31 protein-coding genes are annotated in these 26,776 nt (G+C 60.5%); 13 read left to right on the forward strand and 18 right to left on the reverse strand.

Translation table 11 applies throughout. The annotated features are described in order from the left end of the window. Window positions 1-8 precede the first annotated feature (8 nt). Window positions 9-215: a DUF6021 family protein gene (locus tag PMI25_RS15445; protein ID WP_007965370.1), complete on the reverse strand. Its 207-nt coding sequence runs from the start codon at window positions 213-215 to the stop codon at window positions 9-11. An 89-nt stretch (window positions 216-304) separates the two neighbouring features. Further along, window positions 305-976, reverse strand: coding sequence for a hypothetical protein (locus PMI25_RS15450; protein WP_007965373.1), 672 nt, complete (start codon window positions 974-976; stop codon window positions 305-307). Between the two features lie 232 nt (window positions 977-1,208). On the opposite strand from PMI25_RS15450, the gene PMI25_RS29495 reads away from it, so the two are divergent. Beyond that, window positions 1,209-1,376: a hypothetical protein gene (locus PMI25_RS29495; RefSeq protein ID WP_007965375.1), complete on the forward strand. Its 168-nt coding sequence runs from the start codon at window positions 1,209-1,211 to the stop codon at window positions 1,374-1,376. Window positions 1,377-1,449: 73 nt separating this feature from the next. Here the strand turns inward: PMI25_RS29495 and PMI25_RS15455 are convergent, their stop codons facing one another. Both PMI25_RS15455 and PMI25_RS15460 read right to left on the reverse strand, forming a co-directional pair. Continuing rightward, on the reverse strand, window positions 1,450-2,199 hold the full coding sequence (locus PMI25_RS15455) for a TerC family protein (RefSeq protein ID WP_007965377.1): 750 nt from the start codon (window positions 2,197-2,199) through the stop codon (window positions 1,450-1,452). A gap of 29 nt (window positions 2,200-2,228) precedes the next feature. Continuing rightward, window positions 2,229-2,471, reverse strand: coding sequence for a hypothetical protein (locus PMI25_RS15460; RefSeq protein ID WP_007965379.1), 243 nt, complete (start codon window positions 2,469-2,471; stop codon window positions 2,229-2,231). A 227-nt stretch (window positions 2,472-2,698) separates the two neighbouring features. Between PMI25_RS15460 and nhaR the strand changes: the two genes are divergently transcribed. Continuing rightward, the gene (gene nhaR / locus PMI25_RS15465) at window positions 2,699-3,598 is read left to right on the forward strand and encodes a transcriptional activator NhaR (RefSeq protein ID WP_007965381.1); all 900 of its coding nucleotides are present in this window, start codon (window positions 2,699-2,701) and stop codon (window positions 3,596-3,598) included. On the opposite strand, the gene PMI25_RS15470 is transcribed toward nhaR, so the two are convergent. Continuing rightward, window positions 3,593-4,756 (reverse strand): MFS transporter, encoded by a 1,164-nt coding sequence (locus tag PMI25_RS15470; RefSeq protein ID WP_007965383.1) that lies wholly within the window; start codon window positions 4,754-4,756, stop codon window positions 3,593-3,595. The two genes, nhaR and PMI25_RS15470, sit on opposite strands and share 6 nt — an antisense overlap. 336 nt (window positions 4,757-5,092) lie before the next feature. Between PMI25_RS15470 and sstT the strand changes: the two genes are divergently transcribed. Continuing rightward, a complete protein-coding gene (gene sstT, locus PMI25_RS15475; RefSeq protein WP_007965385.1) occupies window positions 5,093-6,325 on the forward strand; it encodes a serine/threonine transporter SstT in 1,233 nt (410 codons plus the stop codon). A gap of 65 nt (window positions 6,326-6,390) precedes the next feature. Here sstT and PMI25_RS15480 read toward each other — a convergent pair whose 3' ends face one another. Further along, window positions 6,391-6,900, reverse strand: coding sequence for a DUF1993 domain-containing protein (locus tag PMI25_RS15480; protein WP_007965386.1), 510 nt, complete (start codon window positions 6,898-6,900; stop codon window positions 6,391-6,393). A 125-nt stretch (window positions 6,901-7,025) separates the two neighbouring features. On the opposite strand from PMI25_RS15480, the gene PMI25_RS15485 reads away from it, so the two are divergent. Next, the gene (locus PMI25_RS15485; RefSeq protein WP_007965388.1) at window positions 7,026-7,670 is read left to right on the forward strand and encodes a YceH family protein; all 645 of its coding nucleotides are present in this window, start codon (window positions 7,026-7,028) and stop codon (window positions 7,668-7,670) included. Between the two features lie 116 nt (window positions 7,671-7,786). Here the strand turns inward: PMI25_RS15485 and PMI25_RS15490 are convergent, their stop codons facing one another. Next, complete coding sequence (locus PMI25_RS15490) at window positions 7,787-8,305, reverse strand: cupin domain-containing protein (protein WP_007965391.1); 519 nt, start codon at window positions 8,303-8,305, stop codon at window positions 7,787-7,789. A gap of 216 nt (window positions 8,306-8,521) precedes the next feature. After that, entirely contained in the window at window positions 8,522-9,340 is an 819-nt protein-coding gene (locus tag PMI25_RS15495; RefSeq protein ID WP_007965392.1) for a shikimate 5-dehydrogenase, read from the reverse strand. A 257-nt stretch (window positions 9,341-9,597) separates the two neighbouring features. Between PMI25_RS15495 and PMI25_RS15500 the strand changes: the two genes are divergently transcribed. The 3 genes from PMI25_RS15500 (at window position 9,598) to PMI25_RS15510 (ending at window position 10,657) form a co-directional block, all read left to right on the forward strand. Continuing rightward, on the forward strand, window positions 9,598-9,948 hold the full coding sequence (locus PMI25_RS15500) for a hypothetical protein (RefSeq protein WP_007965394.1): 351 nt from the start codon (window positions 9,598-9,600) through the stop codon (window positions 9,946-9,948). Between the two features lie 229 nt (window positions 9,949-10,177). Next, window positions 10,178-10,372 carry a hypothetical protein gene (locus PMI25_RS15505; protein WP_007965396.1) on the forward strand — a complete coding sequence of 65 codons (195 nt, stop codon included), beginning with the start codon at window positions 10,178-10,180 and terminating at the stop codon, window positions 10,370-10,372. A gap of 102 nt (window positions 10,373-10,474) precedes the next feature. Then, a complete protein-coding gene (locus PMI25_RS15510; protein WP_003223603.1) occupies window positions 10,475-10,657 on the forward strand; it encodes a hypothetical protein in 183 nt (60 codons plus the stop codon). Here PMI25_RS15510 and PMI25_RS15515 read toward each other — a convergent pair. Next, window positions 10,654-11,715: an AI-2E family transporter gene (locus PMI25_RS15515; RefSeq protein WP_007965399.1), complete on the reverse strand. Its 1,062-nt coding sequence runs from the start codon at window positions 11,713-11,715 to the stop codon at window positions 10,654-10,656. The two genes, PMI25_RS15510 and PMI25_RS15515, sit on opposite strands and share 4 nt — an antisense overlap. Window positions 11,716-11,832: 117 nt before the next feature. Next, on the reverse strand, window positions 11,833-12,519 hold the full coding sequence (locus tag PMI25_RS15520; RefSeq protein ID WP_007965401.1) for a cysteine hydrolase family protein: 687 nt from the start codon (window positions 12,517-12,519) through the stop codon (window positions 11,833-11,835). 191 nt (window positions 12,520-12,710) lie between these two features. Here PMI25_RS15520 and trhP point away from each other — a divergent pair, with 191 nt between their 5' ends. Further along, entirely contained in the window at window positions 12,711-14,045 is a 1,335-nt protein-coding gene (gene trhP / locus PMI25_RS15525) for a prephenate-dependent tRNA uridine(34) hydroxylase TrhP (RefSeq protein WP_007965403.1), read from the forward strand. A 42-nt stretch (window positions 14,046-14,087) separates the two neighbouring features. Here trhP and PMI25_RS15530 read toward each other — a convergent pair whose 3' ends face one another. Next, window positions 14,088-14,951, reverse strand: a complete 864-nt coding sequence (locus PMI25_RS15530; RefSeq protein WP_007965406.1) for a LysR family transcriptional regulator — start codon at window positions 14,949-14,951, stop codon at window positions 14,088-14,090. Window positions 14,952-15,052: 101 nt separating this feature from the next. Between PMI25_RS15530 and PMI25_RS15535 the strand changes: the two genes are divergently transcribed. Then, complete coding sequence (locus PMI25_RS15535) at window positions 15,053-15,946, forward strand: DMT family transporter (RefSeq protein ID WP_007965408.1); 894 nt, start codon at window positions 15,053-15,055, stop codon at window positions 15,944-15,946. A gap of 135 nt (window positions 15,947-16,081) precedes the next feature. Here the strand turns inward: PMI25_RS15535 and PMI25_RS15540 are convergent, their stop codons facing one another. Then, on the reverse strand, window positions 16,082-16,312 hold the full coding sequence (locus PMI25_RS15540; protein WP_007965409.1) for a hypothetical protein: 231 nt from the start codon (window positions 16,310-16,312) through the stop codon (window positions 16,082-16,084). A gap of 92 nt (window positions 16,313-16,404) precedes the next feature. Then, window positions 16,405-17,118 (reverse strand): FadR/GntR family transcriptional regulator, encoded by a 714-nt coding sequence (locus PMI25_RS15545; protein ID WP_007965410.1) that lies wholly within the window; start codon window positions 17,116-17,118, stop codon window positions 16,405-16,407. Window positions 17,119-17,484: 366 nt separating this feature from the next. Here PMI25_RS15545 and PMI25_RS15550 point away from each other — a divergent pair, with 366 nt between their 5' ends. Both PMI25_RS15550 and gudD read left to right on the forward strand, forming a co-directional pair. Then, a complete protein-coding gene (locus PMI25_RS15550; protein ID WP_007965412.1) occupies window positions 17,485-18,831 on the forward strand; it encodes an MFS transporter in 1,347 nt (448 codons plus the stop codon). 34 nt (window positions 18,832-18,865) lie between these two features. Further along, on the forward strand, window positions 18,866-20,209 hold the full coding sequence (gene gudD, locus PMI25_RS15555; protein ID WP_007965414.1) for a glucarate dehydratase: 1,344 nt from the start codon (window positions 18,866-18,868) through the stop codon (window positions 20,207-20,209). Between the two features lie 130 nt (window positions 20,210-20,339). On the opposite strand, the gene PMI25_RS15560 is transcribed toward gudD, so the two are convergent. Continuing rightward, a complete protein-coding gene (locus PMI25_RS15560) occupies window positions 20,340-21,212 on the reverse strand; it encodes a LysR family transcriptional regulator (RefSeq protein WP_007965415.1) in 873 nt (290 codons plus the stop codon). A 160-nt stretch (window positions 21,213-21,372) separates the two neighbouring features. On the opposite strand from PMI25_RS15560, the gene ampC reads away from it, so the two are divergent. Continuing rightward, a complete protein-coding gene (gene ampC, locus PMI25_RS15565; protein WP_007965416.1) occupies window positions 21,373-22,539 on the forward strand; it encodes a class C beta-lactamase in 1,167 nt (388 codons plus the stop codon). Between the two features lie 140 nt (window positions 22,540-22,679). Here ampC and PMI25_RS15570 read toward each other — a convergent pair whose 3' ends face one another. Then, window positions 22,680-23,252, reverse strand: coding sequence for a DUF4174 domain-containing protein (locus PMI25_RS15570; protein ID WP_007965417.1), 573 nt, complete (start codon window positions 23,250-23,252; stop codon window positions 22,680-22,682). A gap of 209 nt (window positions 23,253-23,461) precedes the next feature. Between PMI25_RS15570 and PMI25_RS15575 the strand changes: the two genes are divergently transcribed. Beyond that, window positions 23,462-23,926, forward strand: coding sequence for a GNAT family N-acetyltransferase (locus PMI25_RS15575; protein ID WP_007965418.1), 465 nt, complete (start codon window positions 23,462-23,464; stop codon window positions 23,924-23,926). 148 nt (window positions 23,927-24,074) lie between these two features. Here PMI25_RS15575 and PMI25_RS15580 read toward each other — a convergent pair whose 3' ends face one another. From PMI25_RS15580 to PMI25_RS15590, 3 genes are all read right to left on the reverse strand, one after another. Next, complete coding sequence (locus PMI25_RS15580) at window positions 24,075-24,389, reverse strand: hypothetical protein (RefSeq protein ID WP_007965419.1); 315 nt, start codon at window positions 24,387-24,389, stop codon at window positions 24,075-24,077. A gap of 9 nt (window positions 24,390-24,398) precedes the next feature. Then, window positions 24,399-25,184 (reverse strand): sulfite exporter TauE/SafE family protein, encoded by a 786-nt coding sequence (locus PMI25_RS15585; RefSeq protein ID WP_007965420.1) that lies wholly within the window; start codon window positions 25,182-25,184, stop codon window positions 24,399-24,401. 210 nt (window positions 25,185-25,394) lie between these two features. Beyond that, complete coding sequence (locus PMI25_RS15590) at window positions 25,395-26,612, reverse strand: MFS transporter (RefSeq protein WP_007965421.1); 1,218 nt, start codon at window positions 26,610-26,612, stop codon at window positions 25,395-25,397. Window positions 26,613-26,776: the final 164 nt, after the last annotated feature.

Consider the following 26,776-nt stretch of genomic DNA (forward strand, 5'->3'; position numbering starts at 1 on the left):
ACCTCACTTCAGGGTTTCAGGTCAGCCAAAGGATCGTAAGGCTTGGCCGGACGTTTACTGTCTTCGCCGGGCTCCACGTCTTTCGGCGCCTTGGCCGGGCCGACGGGGTCAACCTGCGGATCGTCGAGGTCCGGCGAATCCGGATCGAACCCCAGATCATGACCGGAAGAATGCTCGCTTGAGTGTGGGCCTTTCGGGGATGGGGAATCTGCCATGCTCGCCTCCTGAATCACCCGCACATTCGGGCTCTATCAGTGAGAGGCCTGCCGGGCGTGAGGGTGCCCGGCAGATGACGAACGGAAGATTAATGTGCGGCCAAAGCCTTTTTGGCTTGCGCCGCTTCACGTTCCTGGCCGGCCTGCGCCAGCTCATCCGCGGCCTTGAGCCAGCGCTGGCGGTCGACTTCGGCGGGAATCTGCGACGGTTTCTGGATCAGTACCGCCCAGCCGCCGGATTTTTCGAAGGCCGATTCAAAGGAACTGAAGCTCATCAGTTCTCGGCGATTCATCCCGGCGCGCAACAGCACCTTCTGTTTCAGCCGGTCGTAACCAGAAAGGATCGCGTAACGCGGTTCAGCCCAGAACGCCGAGCCTTCACTGAAGCGCACCATTACCGGATAACCGGCCGCCACCTGGGTCAACAAGGCGGGCAGGTTCTGGTCCAGCGGATAAACCACCATGCCGTAATCCCGGGCCAGGTTCTGCAGATTCTGTTGCAACTGGTCCTGTGCCCCCGGCAGATGCAACGGTTTTTCCAGCAGGCCCGGCGTGATCATGATGCCCTGCTGCGACAACAGGCTGGCCAGCACTTGCGGACCACTTTGATTAGCTTCGCCGCGATAGAACGTGCCGCTGAGCTCGACCCGCTCCGGCAGGCGCTTGACCTGCGGCGCCACACTGCCCGCACACCCTGCCAACACGGCCGCACAACCGGCCAACAGCAATGCCCCTCGCAATCGAGAAAATACCTGCACCATCGTCACTCTCGTCAGACGCCGGTCATCGTGTTCCGGCAACGCCTGCGATCATAGGGCGGTGCACGCCTACGGTATAGCCTTAAACCGCAGACCGATCGTTTGCATAGAGCGAACTGATTGGTCATCACCGACCTTTGGTCAATAGTCTGAAACACCCCATTGTCTAGACTGTCACTGAAACAGAGCGAATTGAAAAAGTGAGTGCCCGACGCAGGGCAAAGAGGAGGCACTGATGAGCCTGACCATGACTATCGTAATGCTGATCGCCGGCTGGCTGGCAGTTGCCAGCGCCATGCTTTGGGGCGTGCTGCGAATTTCGCGGCGCCACCATCACACGCTGCCCCCTGTGGCGGTCGAAAAACCGCAAAAGCACAACCCACGGCACGCGACCGCACATTGATACTGCAAACGTTCCGCCCATAAAAAAGCCCCCTGAACGCTTGGCGCTCAGGGGGCTTTTGGCTGGTCAGCGCTTACGCCTGCTGTGCCAGCTTCTTCTGCTTCGCCCGGCGCGACAGCATGTTCAGCACTTCAATCGCTGCCGAGAATGCCATGGCCGCATACACATACCCTTTCGGTACGTGGGCGCCGAAGCCTTCGGCGATCAGCGTCATGCCGATCATGATCAGGAAGCCCAGCGCCAGCATCACCACCGTCGGGTTGTCGTTGATAAACTTGGCCAAAGGCTCAGCCGCAAACAGCATCACCATCACCGAGACCACCACCGCGATCACCATGATCGGCAAGTGCTCAGTCATACCCACCGCGGTAATGATGCTGTCGATCGAGAACACCATGTCCAGCATCAGGATCTGACCAATCGCGGCAGCGAAGCCCAGGGTCACGGTCGATGTCGCGGTTTTCGGGTCTTCCGGCGCCGGGTCCATGCTGTGATGGATCTCGGTCGTGGCTTTCCACACCAGGAACAGGCCACCGGCAATCAGGATCATGTCCTTCCAGGAGAACGCCTGGCCCATGATTTCGAACACCGGGGCAGTCAACTGCACGATGAAGGCGATGGTGCTCAACAGAGCCAGACGCAGAATCAGCGCCATGCCGATACCGATGCGCCGCGCCTTCTGCCGATGCTGCACAGGCAGCTTGTTGGTCAGGATCGAAATAAAGATCAGGTTATCGATGCCGAGCACGATCTCCATCACCACCAGTGTGGCCAAAGCAACCCAGGCGGCGGGGCTGGCGGCGAGTTCTAACAGATATTCCATGGGTCAGTCCTGACTCTGTGTAAGACGGTTTAGATGGTCTTGGAGGAAGATTCGGATTTTTCCGCGTCTTTTTCCGGTGTTTCTTTTTTCTCGATCAGGCCGCCGGTGGCGTCGCTGAGCGCTTGTTCAGCGGCTTTATGCGTATCGTCGATTGCCTGTTTGGCGCTCTCGGCGGCCTTGCCCATCAACTGCTGGGCGCTCTTCTCGGCCTGATCGCAACCGGCCATAAGCAGTAAAGACGTAAACATCAGTGCTGGAATTGTGTATTTCATGGGACTTCCTTCGAATGAACAGACAGGGTCGCAGACCACACGTCGATGGCTGGGCATTCTAGGGAGACAAACACTTCAGGAAAATTCGTATTTTTAGCGGTTATACTTCGGAGTTAACGAACTATAACAATCAATGCAGGAGCTGCCGCAGGCTGCGATCTTTTGTTTCTTTAAAGAAAGATCAAAAGATCGCAGCCTGCGGCAGCTCCTACAGGGGGAGGCGTAGAGTGCTGAATTACCGACAGCTGCATTATTTCTGGGTGGTCGCCAAGACCGGCAGCATCGTGCGTGCCTGCGAGCAACTTAATCTCACGCCACAAACCATCAGCGGGCAGATTTCCCTGCTCGAACAAACCTACGGCATCGAACTGTTTCAACGGGTCGGCCGCCAGCTGGAGCTGACCGAAGCCGGGCGCCAGGCCCTGCCCTTCGCCGAACAGATGTTTCAGTTGGGCGGTGAACTGGAGCTGATGCTGCGTGCCCAGCCCAACGAGCAGCAGATCCTGTTCCGCGTCGGCGTGGCAGATGTGGTGCCCAAATCCATCGTCTACCGCCTGATCGCGCCGACCATGGAGCTGCACGAGCCACTGCGCATCACCTGCCGCGAAGACAAACTCGAACGCCTGCTGGCGGATCTGGCGATCCAGCGCCTGGACCTGGTGATATCCGACAGCCCGATGCCGTCGCACCTCGACATCAAGGGCTACAGCCAGAAGCTCGGCGAATGCGGGATCAGTTTCTTCGCCACCGCGCAGTTGGCGGCGCAATACGGGCAGGATTTTCCGCGCAGCCTCAACGGTGCACCGCTGTTGATTCCCGGGGCCGAAACCGTGGTGCGCAGCCGTTTGCAACGCTGGTTCGCCGAGCAGCAGATCCAGCCGCGGATCGTCGGGGAGTTCGATGACAGCGCCCTGATGCAGGCCTTCGGCCAATCGGGCAGCGGGATTTTCATCGGCCCGAGCGTGATTGCCGATGAAGTCAAACGCCAGTACGGCGTCGAAGTGATTGGCCAGACCGACGCGGTGACCGAGTCGTTCTATGCCATTTCGGTAGAGCGCAAGGTCAAGCACCCCGGCATCGTTGCGATTACCGAAGGTGCCCGACGCGAGCTGTTTACCGCGTTATGACGCCTGGGCGCACGCTTCGCGCGGCTTGAGCGTCATCAACACCATGGCAAGGAACACCGACAACAGAATGAAACCGGCAGCGGCGAACCCCAGAAAGCCGAGGCCGGCACTGTCGATCACCCGTCCGCCGATCATCGCACCGAGGCCGATCCCGAGGTTGGCCCCGGCGATATTCAGCGAGGCGGCGAAGGCTGGCGCTTCTGGTGCGGCTTTCATCAGCCGTACATGGCTGACCAGAAACAGTGCAGCCTGGGTGATACCCCAGATGCCCATGGCCACCGCCAGCCCCACCGTCGAGTGAATGTTCGGCACCAGCGAGACCATGCCGGCAATCATGAACGCGCAGAACAGCACCGAGGCGCCCAGCGGATGACGATCCACCGCACGGCCGCCCAGCGAGTTGCCGATCAGCCCGACCGCACCGAAGCCCATCAGGCACCAGCCAACCACCGTGCCATTGAACCCGGCCAGACGCTCAAGAATGTCGGCCAGATAGGTGTAAGCGGTGAACATGCCGCTGAACACCAGGATCGACAATACGACATGACCGATCATCAGCGGGTTGCGCAAGATTTTGAACTGCGAGGCGAAACTGACCTGATGCTGGTGCAGACTGGTTTTCGGCAGGTAAACAAACAGCAGCAAGGCCTTGGCGAAAGCGATCACCGCCAGAATCGCGAACGCACTGCGCCAGCCGAACGCATCGGAAATCAACGTGCCCACCGGAATGCCGAACACCGTCGCGCAGACGATACCGAAGCCGATCTTGGCGATCGCGCGGCCAGCGTGATCCGGGCCGACGATGTCGACTGCGGTCTCACTGGCCAAGGCCCAGAACACCGGCAGGCCGAGCGCCGGGATCAACCGGGCGATGGCCATGACCCAGATGTTCGGCGCCAGCGCCGCAACGGTGTTGGCCAGGCCGAACATGATCAGAATGGTGATGAACAGCTTGCGCCGCTCGAACCGGGCGAAATACGCGGTCAAAAATGGACCGAACATCGCCACCGTGAAAGCGAATAGAGTCACCAGCAAACCCGCCTGCGGAATGGTTACTGCCAGGTCACGGGCAATGGCCGGCAACAGGCCGACGATGACGAATTCTGTGGTCAGCACCGTGAAACCGGCGGCGGACAACAGAAGAATGGGCAACAGCATGAGCAACTCCAGCAAAACGACGACACCAGCGATGACCGAAAGGCCCGCTGGCAGACTATGAAAATGAGGATGGCGAATCTTAACAGAGTGTTTCCGGGCTGACTTGCACAAACCTGCCGACTTGCCGATCTATCCGGTGGCAGATCGTCACAGGCCTGAAGGATAACGCCTACGCTGTGATAAAGTCCGCGCCCTGAAAAACGTACACCCTATTCAGCGGCCTGTTTAACAGCGTTGATGGCGCGTCAGCCTTTTCGGTTCGTGCCGGTGACCTGCCCCCGATGTATCACCGGTTTCACGCAACCTTGCACCCTATAAAAAATCAGAGATGCCGTTATGACCGCTTCACCCCCTTCTCTATTGCAACGCCTGAAAAACCTCAGCCTGGTCACGCAGATCCTGATCGGCCTGATTGCCGGTATTGCGCTGGCGCTGTTCGCTCCGGAAGCGGCGAAAGGCTCCGCGTTCATCGGCAAAGTGTTCGTCTCGGCGCTGAAGGCCGTGGCACCGATTCTGGTGTTCGTGCTGGTGATGGCATCGATTGCCAACCACAAGCACGGTCAGGAAACCCACATCCGGCCGATTCTGTTTCTGTACCTGCTCGGCACCTTTGCTGCGGCGGTGGTCGCGGTTGTCGCGAGCATGGCGTTTCCCTCGCATCTGGTGCTGTCCACCGAGAACGTCGCGGTGACCGCGCCGGGCGGGATCACTGAAGTCCTGCAGAGCCTGCTGTTGAGCGTGGTCGACAACCCGGTCAGCGCCCTGATGAACGCCAACTTTATCGGCATCCTGGCCTGGGCGATCGGCATGGGCGTCGCCATTCGCCACGCCGGTGACACCACCCGCGAAGTGCTCGGCGACCTGTCCAACGGCGTGACGCTGATCGTGCGCGTGGTGATTCGCTTCGCCCCGCTGGGCATTTTCGGTCTGGTGGCCTCGACGCTCGCGACCTCGGGCTTCGGCGCACTGATCGGTTACGCGCATCTGCTGGGCGTGCTGCTGGGCTGCATGCTGTTCGTGGCGCTGGTGATGAACCCGCTGATCGTGTTCTGGAAACTGCGTCGCAACCCGTATCCGCTGACCCTCAAGTGCCTGCGCGAAAGCGGCATCACCGCGTTCTTCACCCGCAGCTCGGCGGCGAACATTCCGGTCAACCTGGAACTGAGTAAACGCCTGGGCCTGCACGAAGACACCTACTCGGTATCGATCCCATTGGGCGCAACCATCAACATGGCCGGCGCAGCGATCACCATCACCGTACTGACCCTGGCCGCCGTGCACACGCTGGGGATTGCCGTGGACATCCCGACCGCGATCCTGCTCAGCGTCGTCGCTGCGATCTGCGCCTGTGGCGCCTCCGGCGTGGCCGGCGGTTCGCTGCTGCTGATCCCGCTGGCGTGCAGCCTGTTCGGCATCCCGAGCGAGATTGCCATGCAGGTGGTGGCCGTCGGTTTCATCATTGGTGTGCTACAGGATTCGGCGGAGACTGCGCTGAATTCGTCCACTGATGTGCTGTTCACCGCAGCGGCTTGCCTGGGTGAAGAAGCGAAAGCCCAGCGCACCGCATAACCCCTACAAAAAACAAAAGCCCGCCAAGGCGCAAACCTTGGCGGGCTTTTTTGTAGCTGGGTGTTTTAGTACGCGCCCATGTAATCGCGTTTACCCACTTCAACACCATTGTGACGCAGCAGCGCGTAGGTGGTGGTGACGTGGAAGAAGAACTGCGGCAGACCGTAGCTCAGCAGGTAAGCCTGGCCGCTGAAGCGCTTCTCTTTCGGGGTGCCCGGACGAGTCACGATCTCGATACCTTCCTTGCCGTTGATCTGCTCCGGCTTGATCTCGCCGATGTAGGCCAGGACCTTGGCGATCAGCGCCTGCAGCTCGGCGAAGGTGGTTTCGGTGTCGTCATATTTCGGGATTTCGACTTCGGCCAGACGCGAGGACACGCCCTTGGCGAAGTCGACGGCGATCTGCACCTGACGCACCAGCGGGAACATGTCCGGGTACAGGCGCGCTTGCAGGAAAGCGTTCGGGTCGATGTTTTTTTCGGTGGCGTGGGCTTCAGCCTTTTTCAGGACATCGCTCAGGGCGTTGAGCATTTGTTGAAAAACCGGGACGGATGCGGCGTACAGGGAAATGGTCATGGCAGTCTCGTGTGGTGGCTGGGTGGAACGTGGAGGCGATTATAGCCATGCTTGATGACCACACGGCTTGCCTTTTGTTAGCCAAGGATTAGGCTAGGCGCCTTCGACTGCAGAGGGAACGCGCGATGACCACCGAACTTGCAACCACCACCGACGAACCACGGCTCAACGCCACGGAAATCCGCATTCTGGGTGCGTTGATCGAAAAACAGGCCACCAGCCCGGAAACCTATCCGCTGACCCTTAATGCGCTGGTGCTGGCCTGCAATCAGAAAACCAGCCGCGAGCCAGTGATGAACCTGACTCAAGGCCAGGTCGGCCAGAGCCTGCGCGCGCTGGAAAGCCACGGTTACGCCAAACTGGTCATGGGCAGTCGCGCCGACCGCTGGGAGCACAAGCTCGACAAGGCTCTGGAACTGGTGCCGGCCCAGGTGATTCTCACCGGTTTGATGTTCCTGCGTGGCCCGCAGACAGTGAATGAGCTGCTGACCCGCAGCGGGCGCATGCACGATTTCGAAGATGCCGAGCAGGTGGTGCATCAGCTCGAGCGCCTGATCGCGCGCGGTCTGGCAGTGTTGATTCCGCGTCAGGCCGGGCAGCGCGAAGACCGCTACACCCATGCGCTGGGCGATCCGGCAGACATCGAGGCGATTCTGGCAGCGCGGCACAATCCAGCCGAGCGCTCGAATAGCGGTGTGTCAGTTGAGCGCATCGAAGAGCTGGAAGCGCGGATTGCCGCACTGGAAGAGCGCCTGGCGCGCCTCGAATAATCACCACAATACCTTGTAGGAGTGAGCCTGCTCGCGATTGCGCCGGTTCATTCAAAAACTCATTGCCTGACGGGCCGCCATCGCGAGCAGGCTCACTCCTACATGAGATCTACGGGTTATTCACCCTCCCAGTAATCCACCCGGTCGGCCTGTCGCGCCACGGCAACAAAGCCTGACGCATTGCCCTGGGCATCGACTTTGAAGTTGTCCATCACCGCGTATTTGTTGGAGTCAGGGTATTCACAGATATCCGGTTGCTGCTGGGTGCTGACCGCCAGATAACGCAGCTCCGCGTCGCTGGTGTTGATGATCTGATGCGCCGTTTCCGGGCCGCCCGGCGGGCAGGCAATCACGTCGCCCGTGCGGATCGGAAAGCGTTCAGCCCCCAGCCGCACTTCGCCCTCCCCGGCCACCACATAGAACATCTCTTCATTGACCCGATGACTGTGAAACGGACTGCCGCGCATGCCCGGCGGTAATGCGTACAGGCGATAACCGAGTTTTTGCGCGCCGAGTTGCTGGCCTACCCGCGCCATGCGCTGCTGATAACGCCCGGCGGTTTCGCCTTCCGGGGCCAGGGCTTCGGGCAAGGGTTCGAGTTCGACCTGATGCAGGTTGAGAATGGGTGGGTGCATGGCGGGCCTCGGTCACGGTTTTCGTGGGTGGCAAGTCTGGGCTGGCTGGGGAGGCAGTATAGGCATGGATGTCTGGCTTGAGACCGTGGTGCATCCTTCGCGAGCAGGCTCGCTCCCACAGAGGATCTACAGCGAACACACAATCTGTGCATGACAAAAATTCAACTGTAGGAGCGAGCCTGCTCGCGAAGAGGCCCGCCCAGCCAGCACAACTCATCAGCTCCGGGCAAACGCCACCGCCGCCGCAAACTGCGCTTCATTCGGCCGCACGCCCGTGTACAGCACAAATTGCTCCAGCGCCTGGATCGCAATCACCTCCAGCCCGGTAATCACCTTCTTACCCTCGGCACGCCCCCGCACGATCAGCGGAGTTTCCGACGGAATCGCCACCACATCGAAAACGGTCCCGGCCGCCTGGATCACTTCAGGCTCGAACGCCAGTTGCCCGGCTTCCGGCCCGCCGTCCATTCCCACCGGGGTGACATTGATCAGCATCTGCGGTCGCTCTTCGCCGAGCTCCGCCTGCCAGCGATAGCCCAGCGAATCGGCCAATGCGCGCCCGGCGCGCTCGTTACGCGCAACGATCAAGCCGTTCTTGTAGCCACCATCGCGCAAGGCACTGGCCACTGCTTTGGCCATGCCGCCGCTGCCGCGCAGGGCGAACGTCGTGTCTTGCGGTACCGCGTGGGTTTCCAGCAATTGCGCGATGGCGATGTAATCGGTGTTGTAGGCCTTGAGATGGCCGTGGGTGTTGACGATGGTGTTGATCGACTGGATCGCGGCTGCCGACGCATCCAGCTCATCGACCAGTGCGATGCACGCTTCCTTGAACGGCATCGACACGCCACAACCACGAATCCCCAGCGCACGAATGCCGCCGACGGCTCCCGGCAGATCCTGGCTGCTGAACGCCTTGTAATAGAAGTTCAGGCCCAACTGCTCGTACAAATGGTTATGAAAGCGCAGACCGAAATTCCCCGGGCGCCCGGACAGGGACATACACAGCTGGGTGTCTTTGTTGGGATTCATCTGCATGAAACTTCTCCTTCAAAACGGACTTTCGGATGGACGGAGTTAGCCATTCCATCGGGTTCTGGACGATCATAAGCGCCTGTCTGCAACGGGCTGCGAGCCCCTTTGACCAACCGGTAAAGAAGCCGGTACAGACCTTACACAAAATTTACCCAGCGGCTGTGCTGATTTTCAGAATTTCGCTGTCATAGAAGTATCCCCGCGACAACTTTGGGCCTGGTGCAGGCCCGGACGCCGGGTCGAAGAACCGAGGAATTATCATGATTCGTAAACTCCCCATCGTGGCCTTGTTGATTGGTGCATTCGCTATCACAGGTCAGGCAGAAGCCCACGGCGGTGGCTGGCAGGGTCCGGCAGTGTTTGGTGCGATCGTCGGCTCGGCCATCATCGGCTCCGCTTTGATCAACCAGGACCGGCCGGTCTACGTGCAACAGCCTGTTTACGCTCAACCGGCACCGGTTTATGTGCAACAACCGCCGCCACCGGTCTACTACCAGCCGGCCCCGGTCTACGTGCAACAACCTGTTTACGTGCCTGGCCCGGTCTACTATGGCCCACCACGCGGCTACTACGGCCGGCCACACGGCTACTACGGTGGCCCGCGCTGGTAATCACGAACAACGAGCCCCGCTTTATAGCGGGGCTTTTTTATGACCGTCGGTCGGGCAAAGTCTGAAAAAATCTCGCCAAGGTCGCTGTGAGGACAGTCCCGGCAGCTAAAGTCGGCATGATGGACTTGACCGTCGGGGGCAAAACACAAAACGGTCATCCATTTGTCATGACGGAACCGCAATCTGAATCCGTCCGTAAACAACAGGTTGATAAAAACAAGGACGACCCATGCCTACACAGAATCCGCACCGCATCGTCGGCCTGTGCACTTCAAGCAAGGTGTACAGCGCGCTGACTGAACTGAAACACCTGGAAGGCCACCGCTGCGCCAAGTTTCTTTCGCTGCTGGCGGAGAGTCTCGTGCACAAGGGCCTGCTCAATGAGCGTGAAGTGGTGCACATGCTCGACCAGGTTGTCGACTGATACAGTCCTCACTGTGATCAATGACCACTATCAAAAGCGTTGATTGTCCCTGAGCGCAGCGAATCCCTAAGGTAGCTCCACAGATTGATGGAGGTACTTGTCATGGCTCAGGTTCAAATCATGTCGGTGGTCGGCAGCGCCGTTCCCGCATCGCTCCGAGCGTCGGGATTGCTCGCCTGCTGGTATCTGGTGCGCGATGGCGAGCCGATCAGTGGCCCGCTCACTTCACTGCCCGCAGCGCAGGCCCTGTCGCAGAAAATCGTCAGCACGCCATTCCACGCTTAAGGCAACTGGACTTTCGGTTTGGTCTCGATGAACAGCGCCCAGCTCGACATGAACAGCGCCGCGATCAGCGGCCCGATCACGAAACCGTTGAGGCCGAACACTGCGAGGCCGCCAAGGGTCGAGATCAGGATCATGTAATCCGGCATGCGCGTGTCCTTGCCGACCAGGATCGGGCGCAGCACGTTGTCCACCAAGCCGATCACAAACACCCCGAACAGCCCCAGCACTACGCCTTGCCAGATCATCCCGCTGAGCAGGAAGTACACCGCCACTGGCGCCCAGACAATCCCCGCGCCCACCGCCGGCAACAGCGACAGAAAGCCCATCAGCACCGCCCAGAGCAATGCGCTGGGAATGTCGAGAAACCAGAAAATCGCCCCGCCCAGTGCCCCTTGAGTGACCGCCACCACCAGGTTGCCCTTGACCGTCGCGCGGACCACCCGATTGAATTTCAACTGCAAACGGCGTTTGTGATTCTCTTCCAGCGGTACCGCGGTGCGAATCTTGCGCACCAGTTCAGCGCCATCGCGCAGGAAGAAAAACAGCAGGTACAGCATGATGCCGAAGCTGACCACGAACTCGAACGTACCCTGGCCGAAACTGAACGCCTGGCTCGCCAGCACCTGACTGCCCTGCATCGACGCCTTGACGATTTTCTCGCGCAAACCGTTCAACTCGCCCATGCCAAAGCGATCGAGCAAATGCTGAAAGTACGGCGGCAGGCTGTGTTTGAACTGCGCCAAATAGGCTCCGATGTCCAGTTGGCCGCTTTCGATATTGTTGTACAGCGTCGCGCCTTCCTGGACCAACAGCACGCTGAGGATGATCACCGGCAGAATCGCGATGACCAGGCAGATGCCCAACGTGCAAAGCGCTGTCAGGTTGCGCTGCCAGCCGAATTTGATCTGTAACTTGCGCTGCATCGGCGCAAACAGAATGCCGAGAATCACCGCCCAGAACACCGCGCCGTAGAACGGCAGCAGAATCCAGATGAAGGCGACCGTCACCAGCAACAACAGCACGGTGAGGGATTTGAATTGCAGGTTTTTTTCGTTCATGTCCGATCCATGTCAGTCAGGCGTCTCGCACGCCCCGAACCTTAGTCAGCCGGGGCGCGCGCGAGTGCCATCTTTGTTCATGGAGCATAGATTGCCTGGACGATGCAGCCCGGCTGATCAGCGCACCGGCAGTTTGACGATCTGCGCAGTGCTCAACACGTCGCCGAAGGTGTCTTCGACTTCCGCCAGCGCGGCTTTGTGCAGCGAATCCTTGTCGATGTACACGCCGTTGGCCCGAGTGATGGCGCGGGTTGCCGAGGCATCGGACGCGACAATCACGTTGTAGCCCAAGGGCGCGGCATCCCGCGCGGCACCCGCCACGCAGGCGTGGGTCATCAGGCCGGAAATGATCAGGGTCTGGATGCCGGCCTTTTTCAGTTGCTGGTCAAGGTCGGTGCTGGCGAACACGCTGACGGTGCTTTTTTGCAGGACAACGTCTTGGGGGCGCGGCTGCATGTCCGGATGAAATTTGACGGTCTGGCCATCGATGGCAAATACCGGCGAACCGGCCGGCGCAACGTGCTGCACGTGGTACACCGGGATCTTGTGACTGTCGGCAAAGGTGATCAGCTCGCGGGTTTTCGCCAGGGCAGCGGCACCGTCGGGGATCGGCATCCGGCCGTTGAAGTATTCATTCTGGAAGTCGATCACGATCAGGGCCGATTTGCCGGCCGGCAGGTGATCGACCGGCGTAGCGCCTGACATCGCCCGAATCGTCGGGTGGCTGTCGGCGATGGCCCCGGTGCTGGCCAGTACACCGGAAAATGCACAAGCGGTAAGAAAGCGACGAGTAAAGTTCTGCATGCAAAATCCTGCTTCGGTTGAGTGGATGAGCAAATGTTAGTCAGCCGCCACCGCACCGAACACAGCGAAACCGGCACATGATCTGTGCCTTTTCTGCACAGATAAGCTCCACAAACTCAAACCTAGATCCAGATCAATAAACCGCACTTGCCGCTGCACTACCCTGCCGCGCTTTTGCGACCGATGCCGCCATGAAGCCAGACCTCCCCCTCGCCGCCCCGGAATTGCTCGCCCCCGCCGGCACCCTGAAGAACATGCGCTACGCCTTCGCCTACGGCGCCGATGCGGTCTATGCCGGCCAGCCGCGCTACAGCCTGCGGGTGCGCAACAACGAGTTCGACCACGCCAACCTCGCCCTCGGCATTCGCGAAGCGCAGGCCCAGGGCAAGTGCTTCTATGTAGTGGTCAACATCGCCCCGCACAACGCCAAACTGAAGACTTTTCTCAAGGATCTGGCGCCGGTAATCGAGATGGCACCGGACGCCCTGATCATGTCCGACCCGGGCTTGATCATGCTGGTGCGCCGGCATTTTCCGCAGATGCCGATCCACCTTTCGGTGCAGGCCAACACGGTGAATTGGGCGAGCGTCGAGTTCTGGCAGCAACAGGGGCTGAGCCGGATCATCCTGTCGCGGGAATTGTCGCTGGAGGAAATCGGCGAAATCCGCGAGCAGGTGCCAGGCATGGAACTGGAAGTGTTCGTCCATGGCGCACTGTGCATGGCTTACTCCGGGCGCTGCCTGCTGTCGGGCTACATGAACAAGCGCGACGCCAATCAGGGCACCTGCACCAACGCCTGCCGCTGGAAGTATTCGGCGCAGCAGGCTACGGAAAACCAGCTCGGCGAGATCGTGCAGACCTTCCAGCCCGAGCCGACCCTGGGCATCGGCGCGCCGACCGATCAGGTGTTTCTGCTGCAGGAAGCCAATCGACCGGATGAGCTGATGCCAGCATTCGAAGACGAGCACGGCACTTACATCATGAACGCCAAGGATCTGCGCGCCGTGCAGCACGTCGAGCGCCTGACGCGCATGGGCGTGCATTCGCTGAAGATCGAGGGCCGGACCAAATCGCACTTCTATTGCGCGCGCACCACCCAGGTCTATCGCCGGGCCATCGACGACGCGATGGCCGGACGCGAGTTCGACCGCAGCCTGATGACCGATCTCGAATCACTGGCCCAGCGCGGCTACACCGAAGGATTTCTGCGCCGCCATGTGCATGACGAATACCAGAATTATCAGAACGGCAGCTCGGTGTCCGAGCGTCAGCAGTTCGTTGGCGAACTGACTGGCGAGCGCCGCGACCGGTTGGCCGAGGTCAAGGTGAAGAACCGTTTTGCCTTGGGCGACCATCTGGAGCTGATGACGCCCAAGGGCAACTTCCATTTCGATCTGCACCAGTTGCACAGTGCCAAGGGCGAAGCCATCGAAGTCGCGCCCGGCGACGGGCACACGGTGTACCTGCCGATACCGGATGCGGTGGATTTGCGCTTTGGCCTGCTGATGCGCGACCTGACTCCCTGAACCCATCCCTGCGGCAGGTCCTACACTGGAATGCGGATGGGGTCAGAGGAATTCTTCGCGCAACATCGCCACGAACGCCTCACGCGCTGGGTGCACCCCGGCGTTTTCGTGCCAGTAAAACAGGTTGTCGATCGCCGTCAGTTCGGGAAACTCATAGCCCACGCATCCAGCGCCTTTGGCGTATTGCTCGAACACCCCTTTGGGCACCAGCGCGACCCCGGCGCCGGCACTTACGCAACCGACAATCGCCCCGTAACTCGCCAGGCTGACAATCGGCAGCGCCTGGCCCTGACGCAACAACCAGTGCTCCAACGCCGCCCGATACGGGCAGCCTTGCGGCCACATGAACACGGTTTTGTCCTGCAGATCGTGGATGTCGCGCACCGGCCCGAATGACGTCGAGGCAATCAGCAGCAACTCTTCGCGGTACATCGGTGTGCGCTTGAGCTGCGAGCGCTCGACGTCCACTGCGACGATGGCGCCGTCGAGGCGATGGCTGAGGGTATCGTCGAGCAACTGGTTCCAGGTGCCGGTGGTCAGCTCCAGAGCCACTCGCGGAAAGCGCTTGTGAAACCTCGCCAAAAGACGCGGCAAACGCCCGGTGGCCGAGGATTCGATCGCGCCGATACGCAGCGGCCCGGAGGGTTCGGCGGCGGGATCCACCGCGCGTTTGGCTTCGGCGGTCAGCGCCAGAATCCGCTCGGCATACGCCAGAAACGTCTGCCCCGCCGGGCTGATCCGCAGCCCGCGCCCCTCGCGCAGAAACAGCGCGACGCCGAGTTCCGCTTCCAGCGCCTTGATCCGTGCGGTGATGTTCGACGGCACACAAAACAGCTTTTCAGCGGCGCGGGCAATGCTGCCCTCGTCGGCCACGGTCTTGAACATGCGGATCTGCGCCAGCTCCATACTCATCACTCAAAGTGAACGTTCAGCGCAGTATAAGTCAGTTGTGGCGAATTGTTGCTCGCCCGGATACTCGGCGCATCAACCTCTGCGGTGCGCCGATCATGCCGTCTCCCTCTCCTGTAAAAATCATTCTGGCCACGGCTTTCGTGGTCGGCTGCTGGGCCTATTCGCCGACCGGTATTCACATCGGCCTGCAGGCCTATGACCCGGGGCATCTGGCTTTGCTGCGGTTTCTCCTGGCGTCGTTGTTCATGGCCGTGATCGCTGTGTTCAAGGGCATTCGCCTGCCGCAACGGCGCGATGTACCGCTGTTGTTCGCCTTGGGATTTTTTGCCGTCAGCCTGCATCACGTGGCGCTGAACATCGGCCAGCAAAGTGTCAGCGCCGGCGCCTCCAGCGTGCTGGCGCAGTCGAGCCCGCTGTTCAGTACGCTGCTGGCGCGCTACGTGTTCAAGGATCAGGTCAGTATCTGGCGTTGGGGCTGCGTATTGCTGGGGCTGGTCGGCGTGGTGATCGTGGTCAGCGCTGATCGTGGCCTGGGGCAGATCGACGCGCACGGCTTGCTGATTCTGCTGGCGGCGCTGTCATGGAGCATTTACTTCGCCCTGCAAAAACACCACGCCCGGCGTTATGACGGCTTCAGTCTGGCGTGTTATGCGGTGTGGTCGGGGACGCTGCTGTTGCTGATTTATCTGCCGGGGCTGAGCGATGCAGTGCTGAAGGCGCCGTTGCGCGTGCAGTGGGCGGTGCTGGCGTTGGGGGTGTTTCCCAGCGCGCTGGCTTATCTGGCCTGGGGCTTTGTGCTCAGGCATGTGGACTTGAGCCGGGCGACGATGACGCTTTATTTGATACCGCCGACGGCGATGGGGATTGCTTCAGTCGGCCTCGGCGAGCAGCCGGCACTGATGGTTCTGATTGGCGCGGCGGTGGTGTTGATCAGTGTGCTGGCGTTGAATCTGGAGCGGCGGGTGGAGGGTCGACCGGTTGAGGTCTGATCGAGGTTTTTACTGAGGCTGATGACCCCATCGCGAGCAGGCTCACTCCTACAGGGGGATGCGTTCTACCTGTGGGAGCGAGCTTGCTCGCGAAAGGGCCGGCGCAGACTATAAATATCTCATGCCGGGTTAGCCTCAGCGCCTGTCATCCGACAACGGCGTCGGCTCATCCGCCGGCGGCACATCATCATCCGCCGCCGGGTCCTTCCAGTCTTCCGGCCGATCGGCATCACTCAACGGATCACGTCCCGGACTCATGCCCGGCGGCGCATCGTGATCGGCCAGTGTCGGCTCATCCGTGCCGGGCACCGGACGGGTCGGATCGGTCGGTAGCACACCACCTTGAAACAGCAAATCATTAGCCATGACACACCTCACCAAGGAGGTCCGGAAAACCCGGGCCATACAGCTTGGAAGCGTGCCTGCGCAGGCCGTGCTATCGAGCAGACCAACGGCCATCAGCCCTGCGCACTGAAGCGGTCGCGGCTGTTGGTCAGGTGCAGCCACATGGCGGCGCGCGCCGCGTCCGGATCCTGCCGCTTGATCGCATTCAGGATCGCTTCGTGCTCCAGATGGGCCAACTGCCCCAGCTTGCTCAGATCCGCCGCGCCACGCTCGGCGGCATTGAGCCGCTGACGCGGAATCATCGCGCTGCCCAGGTGCTGCATGATTTCGCCGAAGCAGACGTTGCCGGTGGCCTCGGCGATCAGCAGATGAAAACGTCGATCAGCCTCGACACAACTGCCATTGCTGTCCAGCAGACGCTGATAGTCATCCAGCGCCTGACGCATCTGCAGCAATTGCTGCTCACTGCGCCGTAGCGCCGCCAGCGCCGCGGCCTGTGTCTCCAGACCCATGCGCAATTCCAGAATGCTGCGTACTCCGAGCGCGGTGTCGACATTCAGGCGCAAGCCCTGCTCGGCAGCGCGCTCGATGACAAAACTGCCGATGCCGTGCCGCGTCTCCACCAGCCCCGAGGCCTGCAATTTGGAAATCGCCTCGCGCACCACCGTGCGACTGACACCGTGCTCCTGAACGATGGCGTTCTCCGACGGCAGCTTGTCGCCGGGCGACAACTGGCCAAGCAGGATGCTCTGGGTGAGTTTCTCCACCAGATCGTGTGCGAGGTTGTGTGCACGTTTGGGCGCAGGGGCGTCGAGGTCTTCTTGCATGATCGGTTCCGGTCATCGGGGCTTGTCGATCGTAGCACTGCGCGTGGCTGACGAGATCGATTTTAGTGCTGAAACAGTCACCAACTTGTATGACAACATTCAATAAAATTCAAAAAACCGGAATAGGCAAGATGGCTGATCTGTTTGAACGTTGACCGAAAAACCATGACAAGCGTCTGATACAAGCACGCAAAGTCAATAAAACCGGGGAATACCGCCAAAAAGAAATAAGAAATCTGCCCACCAGACAAATTTAATCGCTACACCCCACTTGTAGGAAAAAAAATCTCAGTTGTATGATGTCTATCAACAACGCAACACTCAGCCCTACCCCCGCATAAAAATAATCAGTGGGAGAAAAACCAAGTGAAAACCTCCGTCTCCGGGATGAACGAGGGCGTCGATTCGACACTCGCGTCCGCCATCTCGAAAGTGAAACGCCACGTCCTGCCGCTCTTCGTGATCATGTTCATCGTCAATTACATTGACCGGGTGAACATCGGTTTCGTCCGCACTCACATGGAACATGACCTGGGCATCGGGGCTGCCGCCTACGGCTTCGGCGCCGGTCTGTTTTTCATCGGTTACGCGCTGTTCGAAGTGCCGTCCAACATGCTTTTGCAGAAAGTCGGCGCGCGTATCTGGCTGACCCGCATCATGCTCACTTGGGGCCTGGTCGCCGCCGGCATGGCGTTCATCCAGAACGAAACGCACTTTTACATCCTGCGCTTTCTGCTCGGCGTGGCCGAAGCCGGGTTCTTTCCCGGGGTGATCTACTATTTCACCCGCTGGCTGCCCGGCGCCGAACGCGGCAAGGCGATCGCAATTTTCCTCAGCGGATCGGCAGTCGCCTCGCTGATCTCCGGCCCGCTGTCCGGCCTGCTCTTGCAGATCAACGGCCTGGGCATGCACGGCTGGCAATGGATGTACTTCATTGAGGGGATGTTCTCGGTCGGGCTGTGCGTGTTCGTCTGGTTCTGGCTCGACGCCAAACCCCACGACGCGAAATGGCTGACCCGCGCCGAACAGGACGCACTGGTCAACGCCATCGACGATGAACAGAAAGCCCGCGAAGCCGCGACGCCGATCCGCCCATCGATGGGCAAACTGCTCAAGGACCGGCAAATCATCCTGTTCTGCCTGATCTACTTTTTCATTCAACTGACCATCTACGCCGCGACGTTCTGGCTGCCGAGCATCATCAAGAAAATGGGCGAGATGAGTGACTTCCAGGTCGGGCTGTTCAACTCGATTCCGTGGCTGCTGTCGATCGTCGGCATGTACGCCTTCGCCGCGTTCTCGGCCAAGTGGAAGCACCAGCAAGCCTGGGTCGCCACCGCGTTGTTGATCGCCGCAGCAGGGATGTTCATGTCCACCACCGGCGGGCCGATCTTCGCCTTTGTCGCGATCTGTTTTGCCGCGCTGGGCTTCAAGTCCGCCTCGTCTTTGTTCTGGCCGATTCCGCAGGCCTATCTGGATGCACGGATCGCTGCAGCAGTGATCGCACTGATCAACTCGGTAGGCAACCTCGGCGGCTTCGTCGCGCCGACCACCTTCGGCCTGCTCGAAGAACACACCGGTTCGATTCAGGGCGGCCTCTACGGCCTGGCCGCGACCTCGATCATCGCCGCGATCATCGTCTTCGCTGCGCGCACCACTCCGAAACCCGCTGCTGACCTCGCCGTGGCCGAGGCCGCGCCAAAGCACGCATGACTTCCTTTTTAAAGATGCCGACAAGGATAAAAACATGACCGCACACGACACCGCCAAAGCGCCAATCATCACTGACATGCAGGTGATTCCCGTGGCCGGCCACGACGGCATGCTGCTCAACCTGAGCGGCGCCCACGGGCCGTTTTTCACCCGCAACATCGTCATTCTCAAGGACAACGCCGGCCACACTGGCGTCGGTGAAGTGCCCGGTGGCGAGCGCATCCGCCAAACGCTGGAGGATGCCCGCAGCCTGGTGCTCGGCAGCACAATCGGCAACTATCAGAAGATCCTCAATCAGGTGCGCCAGACCTTCGCCGAGCGTGATGCCGGCGGCCGTGGCCTGCAGACGTTCGACCTGCGTATCACCATCCACGCGGTCACCGGACTCGAAGCCGCCCTGCTCGACCTGCTCGGGCAACACCTCGACGTACCGGTCGCGGCGCTGCTCGGCGAAGGCCAGCAACGCGACCAAGTGAAGATGCTCGGTTATCTGTTTTATGTCGGCGATCAACGCGAGACCGACCTCGCCTACCGCAGCGAACCGGATGCCGATAACGACTGGTTCCGCGTCCGTCACGAGAAAGCCATGAGCGCCGAAGCGGTAGTGCGTCTGGCCGAAGCGGCCCAGGCGAAATACGGTTTCCAGGACTTCAAACTCAAGGGCGGCGTGCTCAGTGGCGACGCGGAAATCGAAGCCGTGACGGCTCTGGCCGAACGCTTTCCCGAGGCACGCATCACCCTCGATCCGAACGGCGCGTGGTCACTGAAAGAAGCGGTCCGCCTGTGCCGCGATCAACATAAGGTGCTGGCTTACGCCGAAGACCCGTGCGGTGCGGAAAACGGTTACTCGGGGCGCGAAGTCATGGCCGAGTTCCGCCGCGCTACCGGGCTGAAGACGGCGACCAACATGGTCGCCACCGACTGGCGCGAGATGGGCCACGCCATTCAGTTGCAGTCGGTGGACATTCCGTTGGCCGACCCGCACTTCTGGACCATGCAAGGCTCGGTGCGCGTCGCGCAGCTGTGCCATGAGTGGGGCCTGACCTGGGGCTCACACTCCAACAACCACTTCGATATCTCACTGGCAATGTTTACCCATGTCGCGGCAGCGGCGCCGGGCGACATCACCGCCATCGACACGCACTGGATCTGGCAGGACGGCCAGCGCCTGACCAAGGCACCACTGCAAATTGTCGACGGTTGCGTGCAAGTGCCGCAGAAACCGGGGCTGGGTGTGGAACTGGACATGGATCAGCTGGCCAAGGCCCACGAACTGTACAAAGGCATGGGTCTCGGCGCGCGGGATGACAGCGTAGCGATGCAGTTTTTGATTCCGGGGTGGACGTTCGATAACAAGCGGCCGTGTCTGGTGCGCTGACATTCTCAAGCTCACCGTACTTCAAATGTGGGAGCGAGCTTGCTCGCGAAGGCTGAGTGTCATTCAACTCAAATATTGACTGACACGCCGCCTTCGCGAGCAAGCCCGCTCCCACAGGAGGGGATTTGTGTCAGGCAGAGATTTGTACCAGCCACTGCTTGAACGCCGTCATCGCCGCCGTCTCCGGCCGTGACTGCAAGCGCGTCAGCCAATAACTGCCGGTGGTGATTTCAATCGCAAACGGCTGACAAATCACGTCCGCTGCCAATTGCCGGGCGAACATCAACGGCGGTGCCAATGCGACTCCGCTGCCCTGCAGCGCGGCTTCCATCATCGCCAGCGACGAATCGAAGACAATGCTCTGCGGCGGGGCCGCGTGGGTCGCCAAGCCTGCGGCATGAAACCACTCCGGCCATTCATCGGTGCGATAGGAACGCAGCAAGCGCTGTTGCAGCAGATCGCCCGGGGTATGCAACTGCCGGGCAATTTCCGGCACGCACAACACCGACAGTGGCGCATCGAGCAGGCGAGTGGCCTCGATGCCATGCCACGCTCCGGCGCCGAATCGAATCGCGTAATCCAGCCCCTCAGCCGCGACGTCGACCCGGTTGTTGTGAGTCGACAGGCGCAAATCTATGAGCGGATGTTTCGCCTGGAAGTCCGCCAGCCGTGGCAGCAGCCAACCGACCGCAAAGGTTCCGACGGCACCCACGGTCAACATGTCCCGATACTGACCGCCGGCCAGCCGCTCGAGCATCTGCGCGATGTGATCGAATGAGGTGGTCAAAACCGGCAACAGGGTCTCCCCTTCACTGGTCAGCATCAGCCCGCGAGGCAGGCGTTTGAACAGGGTGACATTGAGCTGCGCCTCAAGGCTTTTGACCTGATGGCTCACCGCCGCCTGGGTCACGCACAATTCCACAGCGGCGCGGGTAAAGCTCAGATGCCGCGCCGAGGCTTCGAATGCGCGCAGTGCATTGAGCGGCAGTTGAGGTCGAATCATGCCAGGTCCCAAATTTTTCTAATGGCTCATCCGAAATATCATCGTTTGTCGACGAGTGCCAGACTGCCTAAATTGTCGGCGCTGATCAGTCGACCAACGTTTCAATTGCCCGCAGTGTAGCGGGATATCACCCTCAACACTCATGGAGAGTGGTTCACTCATGTCCTTCATCAACCTGAGAAAAGTCATTTCCTGCAGCGCATTCGGCGTAATTTTCGCTGCTAACGCGTGCATGGCTGCCACGCCGAGCGACGAGCAACTGCAAGCCTTGGTGAATAAAGCCGTCACCCCGGTGATGCAGCAACAGCAGGTTCCGGGCCTGGCCGTAGCTATCATCATCAACGGCCAACCGCATTACTTTAATTACGGCGTCGCCGCCAAGGATACTGGGCAGAAAGTCAGCGAAAACACCCTGTTCGAGATCGGCTCGGTGAGTAAAACTTTCGCCGCGACCTTGGCCGGCTATGCGCAGGCGACCGGCAAACTGGACCTGTCGACTAAAGCCAGCCAGCTCTGGCCGGAACTCAAGGGCAGCGCTTTCGACAACATCAGCGTGCTGCAATTGGGCACCTACAGCGCCGGCGGCCTGCCGCTGCAATTCCCTGACCCGTGGGATTCGGCGAACAAGATGCTCAGCTACTACCAACAGTGGAAACCGAGCTTCCCGGCCGGCAGCCAGCGTCTGTACTCCAACCCGAGCCTGGGCCTGTTCGGTTATCTCGCCGCCAAGACCCTTGGCCAGCCCTATGATCAGGCGATGAGCGAAACCCTGCTGCCGAAACTTGGCCTGCAACACACCTACTTGCAAGTGCCGAAAGCGCAAATGAGCCTGTACGCGCAGGGCTACGACAAGAACAACCAACCGGTGCGCGTCACCCCGGGCGCGATGGATTCAGAAGCTTACGGCGTGAAAACCAGCGCCGCCGACATGCTGCGTTACGTGCAGGTCAACCTGAAACCGGCAAGCCTGGAGGCCCCGCTGCAACAAGCCATCGCCAACACCCACACCGGTTACTACAGCGTCGGCGACATGACCCAGGGCCTGGGTTGGGAAATGTACCGTTACCCGATCAGCCTCGACCGCTTGCTGGCCGGCAACAGCACGGAAATGGCCATGCAGCCGCACAAGGTGCAGTGGTTCAACCCGCCACAACCGCAGGCGGATAATGTGCTGCTGAACAAAACCGGATCTACGGGTGGCTTTGGCAGTTACGTGGCGTTTGTGCCGTCGAAGGATGTCGGCGTGGTGATTCTGGCGAACAAGAACTTTCCGATTCCGGAGCGGGTGAAGATTGCTCACACGATCCTCAGCGTTTTGACCGACTGAAAATCAAAAGATCGCAGCCTTCGGCAGCTCCTGCACCGATCCCATGTAGGAGCTGCCGCAGGCTGCGATCTTTTTGACGGGCAATAAAAAAAATGGGCGACCTGTAGAGGTCGCCCATTTTTTTGATTCAGGCCATACCATCAATCATCCGGCATTTCCGGTGGCTTGCTCGGTTTCGCCGGTTTGGTTGGCTTGGCGCCCTTCTCGCCTTTCTTGGCTGCCGGTTCGGCGGCCGTGGCCTTGGTTTCAGCGACTGTCGGTGCGCTGATTTCCTTTTCGCTGGCCGGCAATGCATCAACCGTGTCGAAGATTTTCTTCAGATCCACCGTCTTCGCGTCATCGCCCGAGGCCGAGAGCTTGGTCTCGCCGTCCTTGCCCAGCAGGAACACTTTCGGGTACGCCCCGGCGCCGAGCTTCAACGAACGCAACAGGGCCATGGTGTCCTGCTGACCAAGATCCTTGCCGTCGAGCTGGCCGGCCATATTGAGGATGGTGTAGACCTTGATGTTGCGGTCGGCGACGCCCTTCTTGTTCGCCGGATCTTCCAGCGACTTTTTCAGGCCCACCCACACGGGGTCGACGGTGCTTTGTGCGATCACGATCAACGGTCGGGCCCGCCCCATATCCCCGGCGATGGGCGAATCGTTGTCAGCGGCGAACAAGGGGCCGGCAATCGCCAGCAAGAGTGTCAGGGTCAGTGACCTGATGAGCATGCGCATCTCCTTTTGATATCCACGCTCTAATGATTGCGCATCGCGGCGATTGTTCCGGGGTCGTGCCCGGCAAATATGTTTCGCCTTGTCAGAAGCTTAGGTCAGCCACGTCATTGCGCAACCGCATCGGCGTAATCGTGACGCGGATTTGATTACCTTTTGTGAGCACATTAGGCTGGCTGTTCCGCCCATGAAAAGGAGTTCAGCCCATGCACATCGATTACCTGTGCGATCACCCGCAGTTGATTGAGGAACTGGCCGAACTCAACTTCAAGGAATGGGGCGAATTCCGTGACGGCGATACCCTTGAAGCCCGCACCGAGCGGATGCGCGCGGCCTGCGGCAAGGGTGCGGTTCCCAGCGTGGTGGTGGCCATGGAAGACGGCCGATTGCTCGGTGGCGCGCTGCTGATCGATAGCGACATGAAGATCCGCCCGCAACTGACGCCGTGGCTGGCGGGCGTCTACGTGAAAGCCGAAGAACGCGGACGCGGGATTGCTTCGCAGCTGGTCAACCGGATCGTCGCTGAAGCGGCAGCGCTGGGGGTGGCCGAGTTGTATCTGTACACCGACGCCGCGCAATCGCTGTATGCGCGGCTGGGGTGGGAGGTGGTCGAAGATGTGGTGTACGAAGACCTGCCGGTGACGGTGATGAAGTTCGTCATCCAGCGTTGATCGGAATTGATCCTGTGGCGAGGGAGCTTGCTCCCGCTGGACTGCGCAGCAGACCCTGCTTTTTCAATGCAAGCGCAAGGGACGCTTCGCGCCCCGGCGGAGGTGTGCGGCGTTCCGACAAGCGCCTTCGCACAAGGCTCCAGTGCGTTCAGCCCAGCGCGGACGCCAGCGTTGAAGCCTCGACACGGCGCCCGGCAATCCTGAGCTGCCCGTCCTCCAGGCTGATGCTCAGCGTCACCGGCAATTGATCACCCGGATACTTGCGCAGCAGCAAAGCGATCCCGCTGTCGGATTCATCCTCCGTGGAAATCAGATCCCACAGGCTCTCGCTCAGGTCGAGCAGCACCCGCCCGCTCTGCTGATCGACCACGCGCGGCGCATACAACCAATGGCTCATGCGCATTTCCCGTGGTTCGACGGTGATCGCCAGGCGTGCGTTGCAGTGCAGAGTGGTTTCGCTCATGGCTGTCAATCAGAACGCCAGTTTGTAGCCGATCAACAGCAGCATGGTCGCCAGGCACGGGCGCAGCAATTCATCGGAAATGCGCCCGGTCAGGTGGCTGCCCAGCCAGATGCCCGGCAGCGAACCCATCAGCAGGAAGCCCAGCACGCCCCAATCCATGTTGCCCATGCTCGCGTGACCCAGACCGGCAACCAGAGTCAGCGGCACGGCGTGGGCGATTTCGGTGCCAACCAGACGCCGGGTCGGCAGCAGCGGATAGAGGATGAACAGCGCGACCGTGCCGAGGGCGCCGGCGCCGATCGAGGTCAGGGCGACCATAGTGCCGAGGATGAGGCCGGTGATCACCGTCATCACATTCAGGCGCGCGCCGCTCGGGTTGTAGTTGCCGCCCGCGCGTTTGTGGGCGAATTCGAGCAGGCGCTTCTTGAACAGAATCGCCAGCGCCGTGGCAAACAGCACAAAGCCCAAGGCCTGTTTGATGATCGAGTTCATCGCTTCGGGCGCGGTGTGCAGCGTGCTGAGAAACCACAAGGTCATGGCGACTGCCGGCACGCTGCCGAGGGTCAGCCAGCCGGTGATGGCCCAGTCGATGTTGTTGTTATTCTTGTGCACCAGCACGCCACTGGATTTGGTAATGGCCGCGTACAGCAGGTCGGTGCCCACCGCAGTTGCCGGGTTGATGCCGAACCACAACAGGATCGGCGTCATCAACGAACCGCCGCCGACACCGGTCATGCCGACAATAAAACCCACCACCAGCCCGGCGATCACCAGGCCGAAATTTGCCAATTCCATTAAGACGTCCAGAAAAACGACAGGAAAAATCTGGCCCGCAGCATAGCGATTTTTCATATAACCACATATATCGATGCGGTCTATCGTTATGCCTTTGTTCAAATCCACATCATCTCTACTGTAGGAGTGAGCCTGCTCGCGATAGCGTCTCCCCAGACAAATTATTCCGCCTGATAAAACGCTATCGCGAGCAGGCTCACTCCTACAAAGTCATGCGGTGACGCGCCGGCCCGGTTTGAAGCTGTGATGACGGTTGATCCACACCGTCGCCAGCGCGATCAGCGACAGGATCAACAACGCCCACGGAAACGACATTACCCCCGCTCGATCCAGCAGCAACCCGCCGAACAGGCCGCCACCTGCAATCGCCACGTTCCACGAGGTGGTGAGCATCGCCTGCACCACGTCCACATGCTCGCCGGCCGAATCCGCCGCCGCCGTCAGCAGCAACGTCGCCGAACCACCAAATGACAGGCCCCACACGGCCATGCAGGTATAGATCAGCCACGGCGACGGTGACATCAGCGCCAGCACCAAGGCGGTCACGGCAAACAGCACGAGGCTGATCAGCGTCAGCCAGCGCAACCAGCGATCCACCAGCAAACCGATGATCCAGATCCCCACCAGCGAACACAGGCCGAACACCAACAGTACCAGATCGACGCGCTCGGCCAGCCCGGCCTGCATCAGGAATGGCGCGATGTAGGTGTAGAGAATGTTGTGCCCGAGCATCCAGGTCAGCACCACGAACAGCACCGGCCGCACGCCCGGCAGGCTTAGTGATTGCAGCAGCGGCAGGCGTTCGCTGCTGGCCTGCCCCGGACGGTCCGGCACCGCCAGCACAATCCACGCTGCCAGCACCAGGGCCAGCGCCGACATGATCCCGAACGAGGCGCGCCAGCCGATCAGGTTGCCCAGCCAGGTCCCCGCCGGGGTGCCCAGCGACAGGGCCACCGGGGTGCCGAGCATGGCGATTGCCAACGCCCGTCCCTGCTGGTGCACCGGCACGATGCCACGGGCGTACCCGGCCATGATGCCCCACGACAGCCCTGCTGCCATCCCGGCGAGAAACCGCGACGCCAGGGTCAAGCCGTAATGGGTGGAGAACGTGGTCACGGTGTTGAACAGCAGAAACCCGCCCACCGTCATCAACAGCACCCGCCGCCGTGGCCAGCCGCGCGTGGCGACGGTCAGCGGAATCGCCGCGACAATCGAGCCCAGCGCATACAGCGTCACCAGTTGCCCGGCGAGCACTTCGCTGACCCCAAGCCCGGCGCCGATCTGCGGCAGCAGCCCGGCCGGCAGGGTCTCGGTGAGGATGGCGATAAAGCCGGTCATGGCGAACGCCAGTAACGCAGCATAGGGCAGTTTTTCGCGGCGGGCGGCGTGGTCGATGCCGGTGAATTCGGTGCTTGCGGAGTCGGTCATGACAGGTGCAGCTCCATTTGAGTCAAATGTGACGGAGGATTGTATACAACCTATCCATCATGACTGACAACACTTCCCTGTAGGAGCTGCCGCAGGCTGCGATCTTTTGATCTTGATCTTAAAAAAACAAAATCAAAAGATCGCAGCCTGCGGCAGCTCCTACA

The sequence above is a fragment of the Pseudomonas sp. GM30 genome (assembly GCF_000282275.2).
GTDB lineage: Bacteria > Pseudomonadota > Gammaproteobacteria > Pseudomonadales > Pseudomonadaceae > Aquipseudomonas.

Excerpts from the sequence above, each read along its gene's own strand:
- PMI25_RS15590 (WP_007965421.1), bottom strand. The coding sequence starts at position 26,612 with ATGACCGACTCCGCAAGCACCGAATTCACCGGCATCGACCACGCCGCC.
- trhP (WP_007965403.1), top strand. The coding sequence starts at position 12,711 with ATGAAGCCAGACCTCCCCCTCGCCGCCCCGGAATTGCTCGCCCCCGCC.
- PMI25_RS15545 (WP_007965410.1), bottom strand. The coding sequence starts at position 17,118 with ATGCAAGAAGACCTCGACGCCCCTGCGCCCAAACGTGCACACAACCTC.
- PMI25_RS15450 (WP_007965373.1), bottom strand. The coding sequence starts at position 976 with ATGGTGCAGGTATTTTCTCGATTGCGAGGGGCATTGCTGTTGGCCGGT.
- PMI25_RS15510 (WP_003223603.1), top strand. The coding sequence starts at position 10,475 with ATGGCTCAGGTTCAAATCATGTCGGTGGTCGGCAGCGCCGTTCCCGCA.
- PMI25_RS15580 (WP_007965419.1), bottom strand. The coding sequence starts at position 24,389 with ATGAGCGAAACCACTCTGCACTGCAACGCACGCCTGGCGATCACCGTC.
- ampC (WP_007965416.1), top strand. The coding sequence starts at position 21,373 with ATGTCCTTCATCAACCTGAGAAAAGTCATTTCCTGCAGCGCATTCGGC.
- PMI25_RS15585 (WP_007965420.1), bottom strand. The coding sequence starts at position 25,184 with ATGGAATTGGCAAATTTCGGCCTGGTGATCGCCGGGCTGGTGGTGGGT.
- PMI25_RS15500 (WP_007965394.1), top strand. The coding sequence starts at position 9,598 with ATGATTCGTAAACTCCCCATCGTGGCCTTGTTGATTGGTGCATTCGCT.
- PMI25_RS15445 (WP_007965370.1), bottom strand. The coding sequence starts at position 215 with ATGGCAGATTCCCCATCCCCGAAAGGCCCACACTCAAGCGAGCATTCT.
- PMI25_RS15495 (WP_007965392.1), bottom strand. The coding sequence starts at position 9,340 with ATGCAGATGAATCCCAACAAAGACACCCAGCTGTGTATGTCCCTGTCC.
- sstT (WP_007965385.1), top strand. The coding sequence starts at position 5,093 with ATGACCGCTTCACCCCCTTCTCTATTGCAACGCCTGAAAAACCTCAGC.
- PMI25_RS15490 (WP_007965391.1), bottom strand. The coding sequence starts at position 8,305 with ATGCACCCACCCATTCTCAACCTGCATCAGGTCGAACTCGAACCCTTG.
- PMI25_RS15515 (WP_007965399.1), bottom strand. The coding sequence starts at position 11,715 with ATGAACGAAAAAAACCTGCAATTCAAATCCCTCACCGTGCTGTTGTTG.
- PMI25_RS15470 (WP_007965383.1), bottom strand. The coding sequence starts at position 4,756 with ATGCTGTTGCCCATTCTTCTGTTGTCCGCCGCCGGTTTCACGGTGCTG.
- PMI25_RS29495 (WP_007965375.1), top strand. The coding sequence starts at position 1,209 with ATGAGCCTGACCATGACTATCGTAATGCTGATCGCCGGCTGGCTGGCA.
- PMI25_RS15485 (WP_007965388.1), top strand. The coding sequence starts at position 7,026 with ATGACCACCGAACTTGCAACCACCACCGACGAACCACGGCTCAACGCC.
- PMI25_RS15505 (WP_007965396.1), top strand. The coding sequence starts at position 10,178 with ATGCCTACACAGAATCCGCACCGCATCGTCGGCCTGTGCACTTCAAGC.
- gudD (WP_007965414.1), top strand. The coding sequence starts at position 18,866 with ATGACCGCACACGACACCGCCAAAGCGCCAATCATCACTGACATGCAG.
- PMI25_RS15455 (WP_007965377.1), bottom strand. The coding sequence starts at position 2,199 with ATGGAATATCTGTTAGAACTCGCCGCCAGCCCCGCCGCCTGGGTTGCT.
- PMI25_RS15520 (WP_007965401.1), bottom strand. The coding sequence starts at position 12,519 with ATGCAGAACTTTACTCGTCGCTTTCTTACCGCTTGTGCATTTTCCGGT.
- PMI25_RS15570 (WP_007965417.1), bottom strand. The coding sequence starts at position 23,252 with ATGCTCATCAGGTCACTGACCCTGACACTCTTGCTGGCGATTGCCGGC.
- PMI25_RS15575 (WP_007965418.1), top strand. The coding sequence starts at position 23,462 with ATGCACATCGATTACCTGTGCGATCACCCGCAGTTGATTGAGGAACTG.
- PMI25_RS15535 (WP_007965408.1), top strand. The coding sequence starts at position 15,053 with ATGCCGTCTCCCTCTCCTGTAAAAATCATTCTGGCCACGGCTTTCGTG.
- PMI25_RS15460 (WP_007965379.1), bottom strand. The coding sequence starts at position 2,471 with ATGAAATACACAATTCCAGCACTGATGTTTACGTCTTTACTGCTTATG.
- PMI25_RS15540 (WP_007965409.1), bottom strand. The coding sequence starts at position 16,312 with ATGGCTAATGATTTGCTGTTTCAAGGTGGTGTGCTACCGACCGATCCG.
- PMI25_RS15530 (WP_007965406.1), bottom strand. The coding sequence starts at position 14,951 with ATGGAGCTGGCGCAGATCCGCATGTTCAAGACCGTGGCCGACGAGGGC.
- PMI25_RS15560 (WP_007965415.1), bottom strand. The coding sequence starts at position 21,212 with ATGATTCGACCTCAACTGCCGCTCAATGCACTGCGCGCATTCGAAGCC.
- PMI25_RS15480 (WP_007965386.1), bottom strand. The coding sequence starts at position 6,900 with ATGACCATTTCCCTGTACGCCGCATCCGTCCCGGTTTTTCAACAAATG.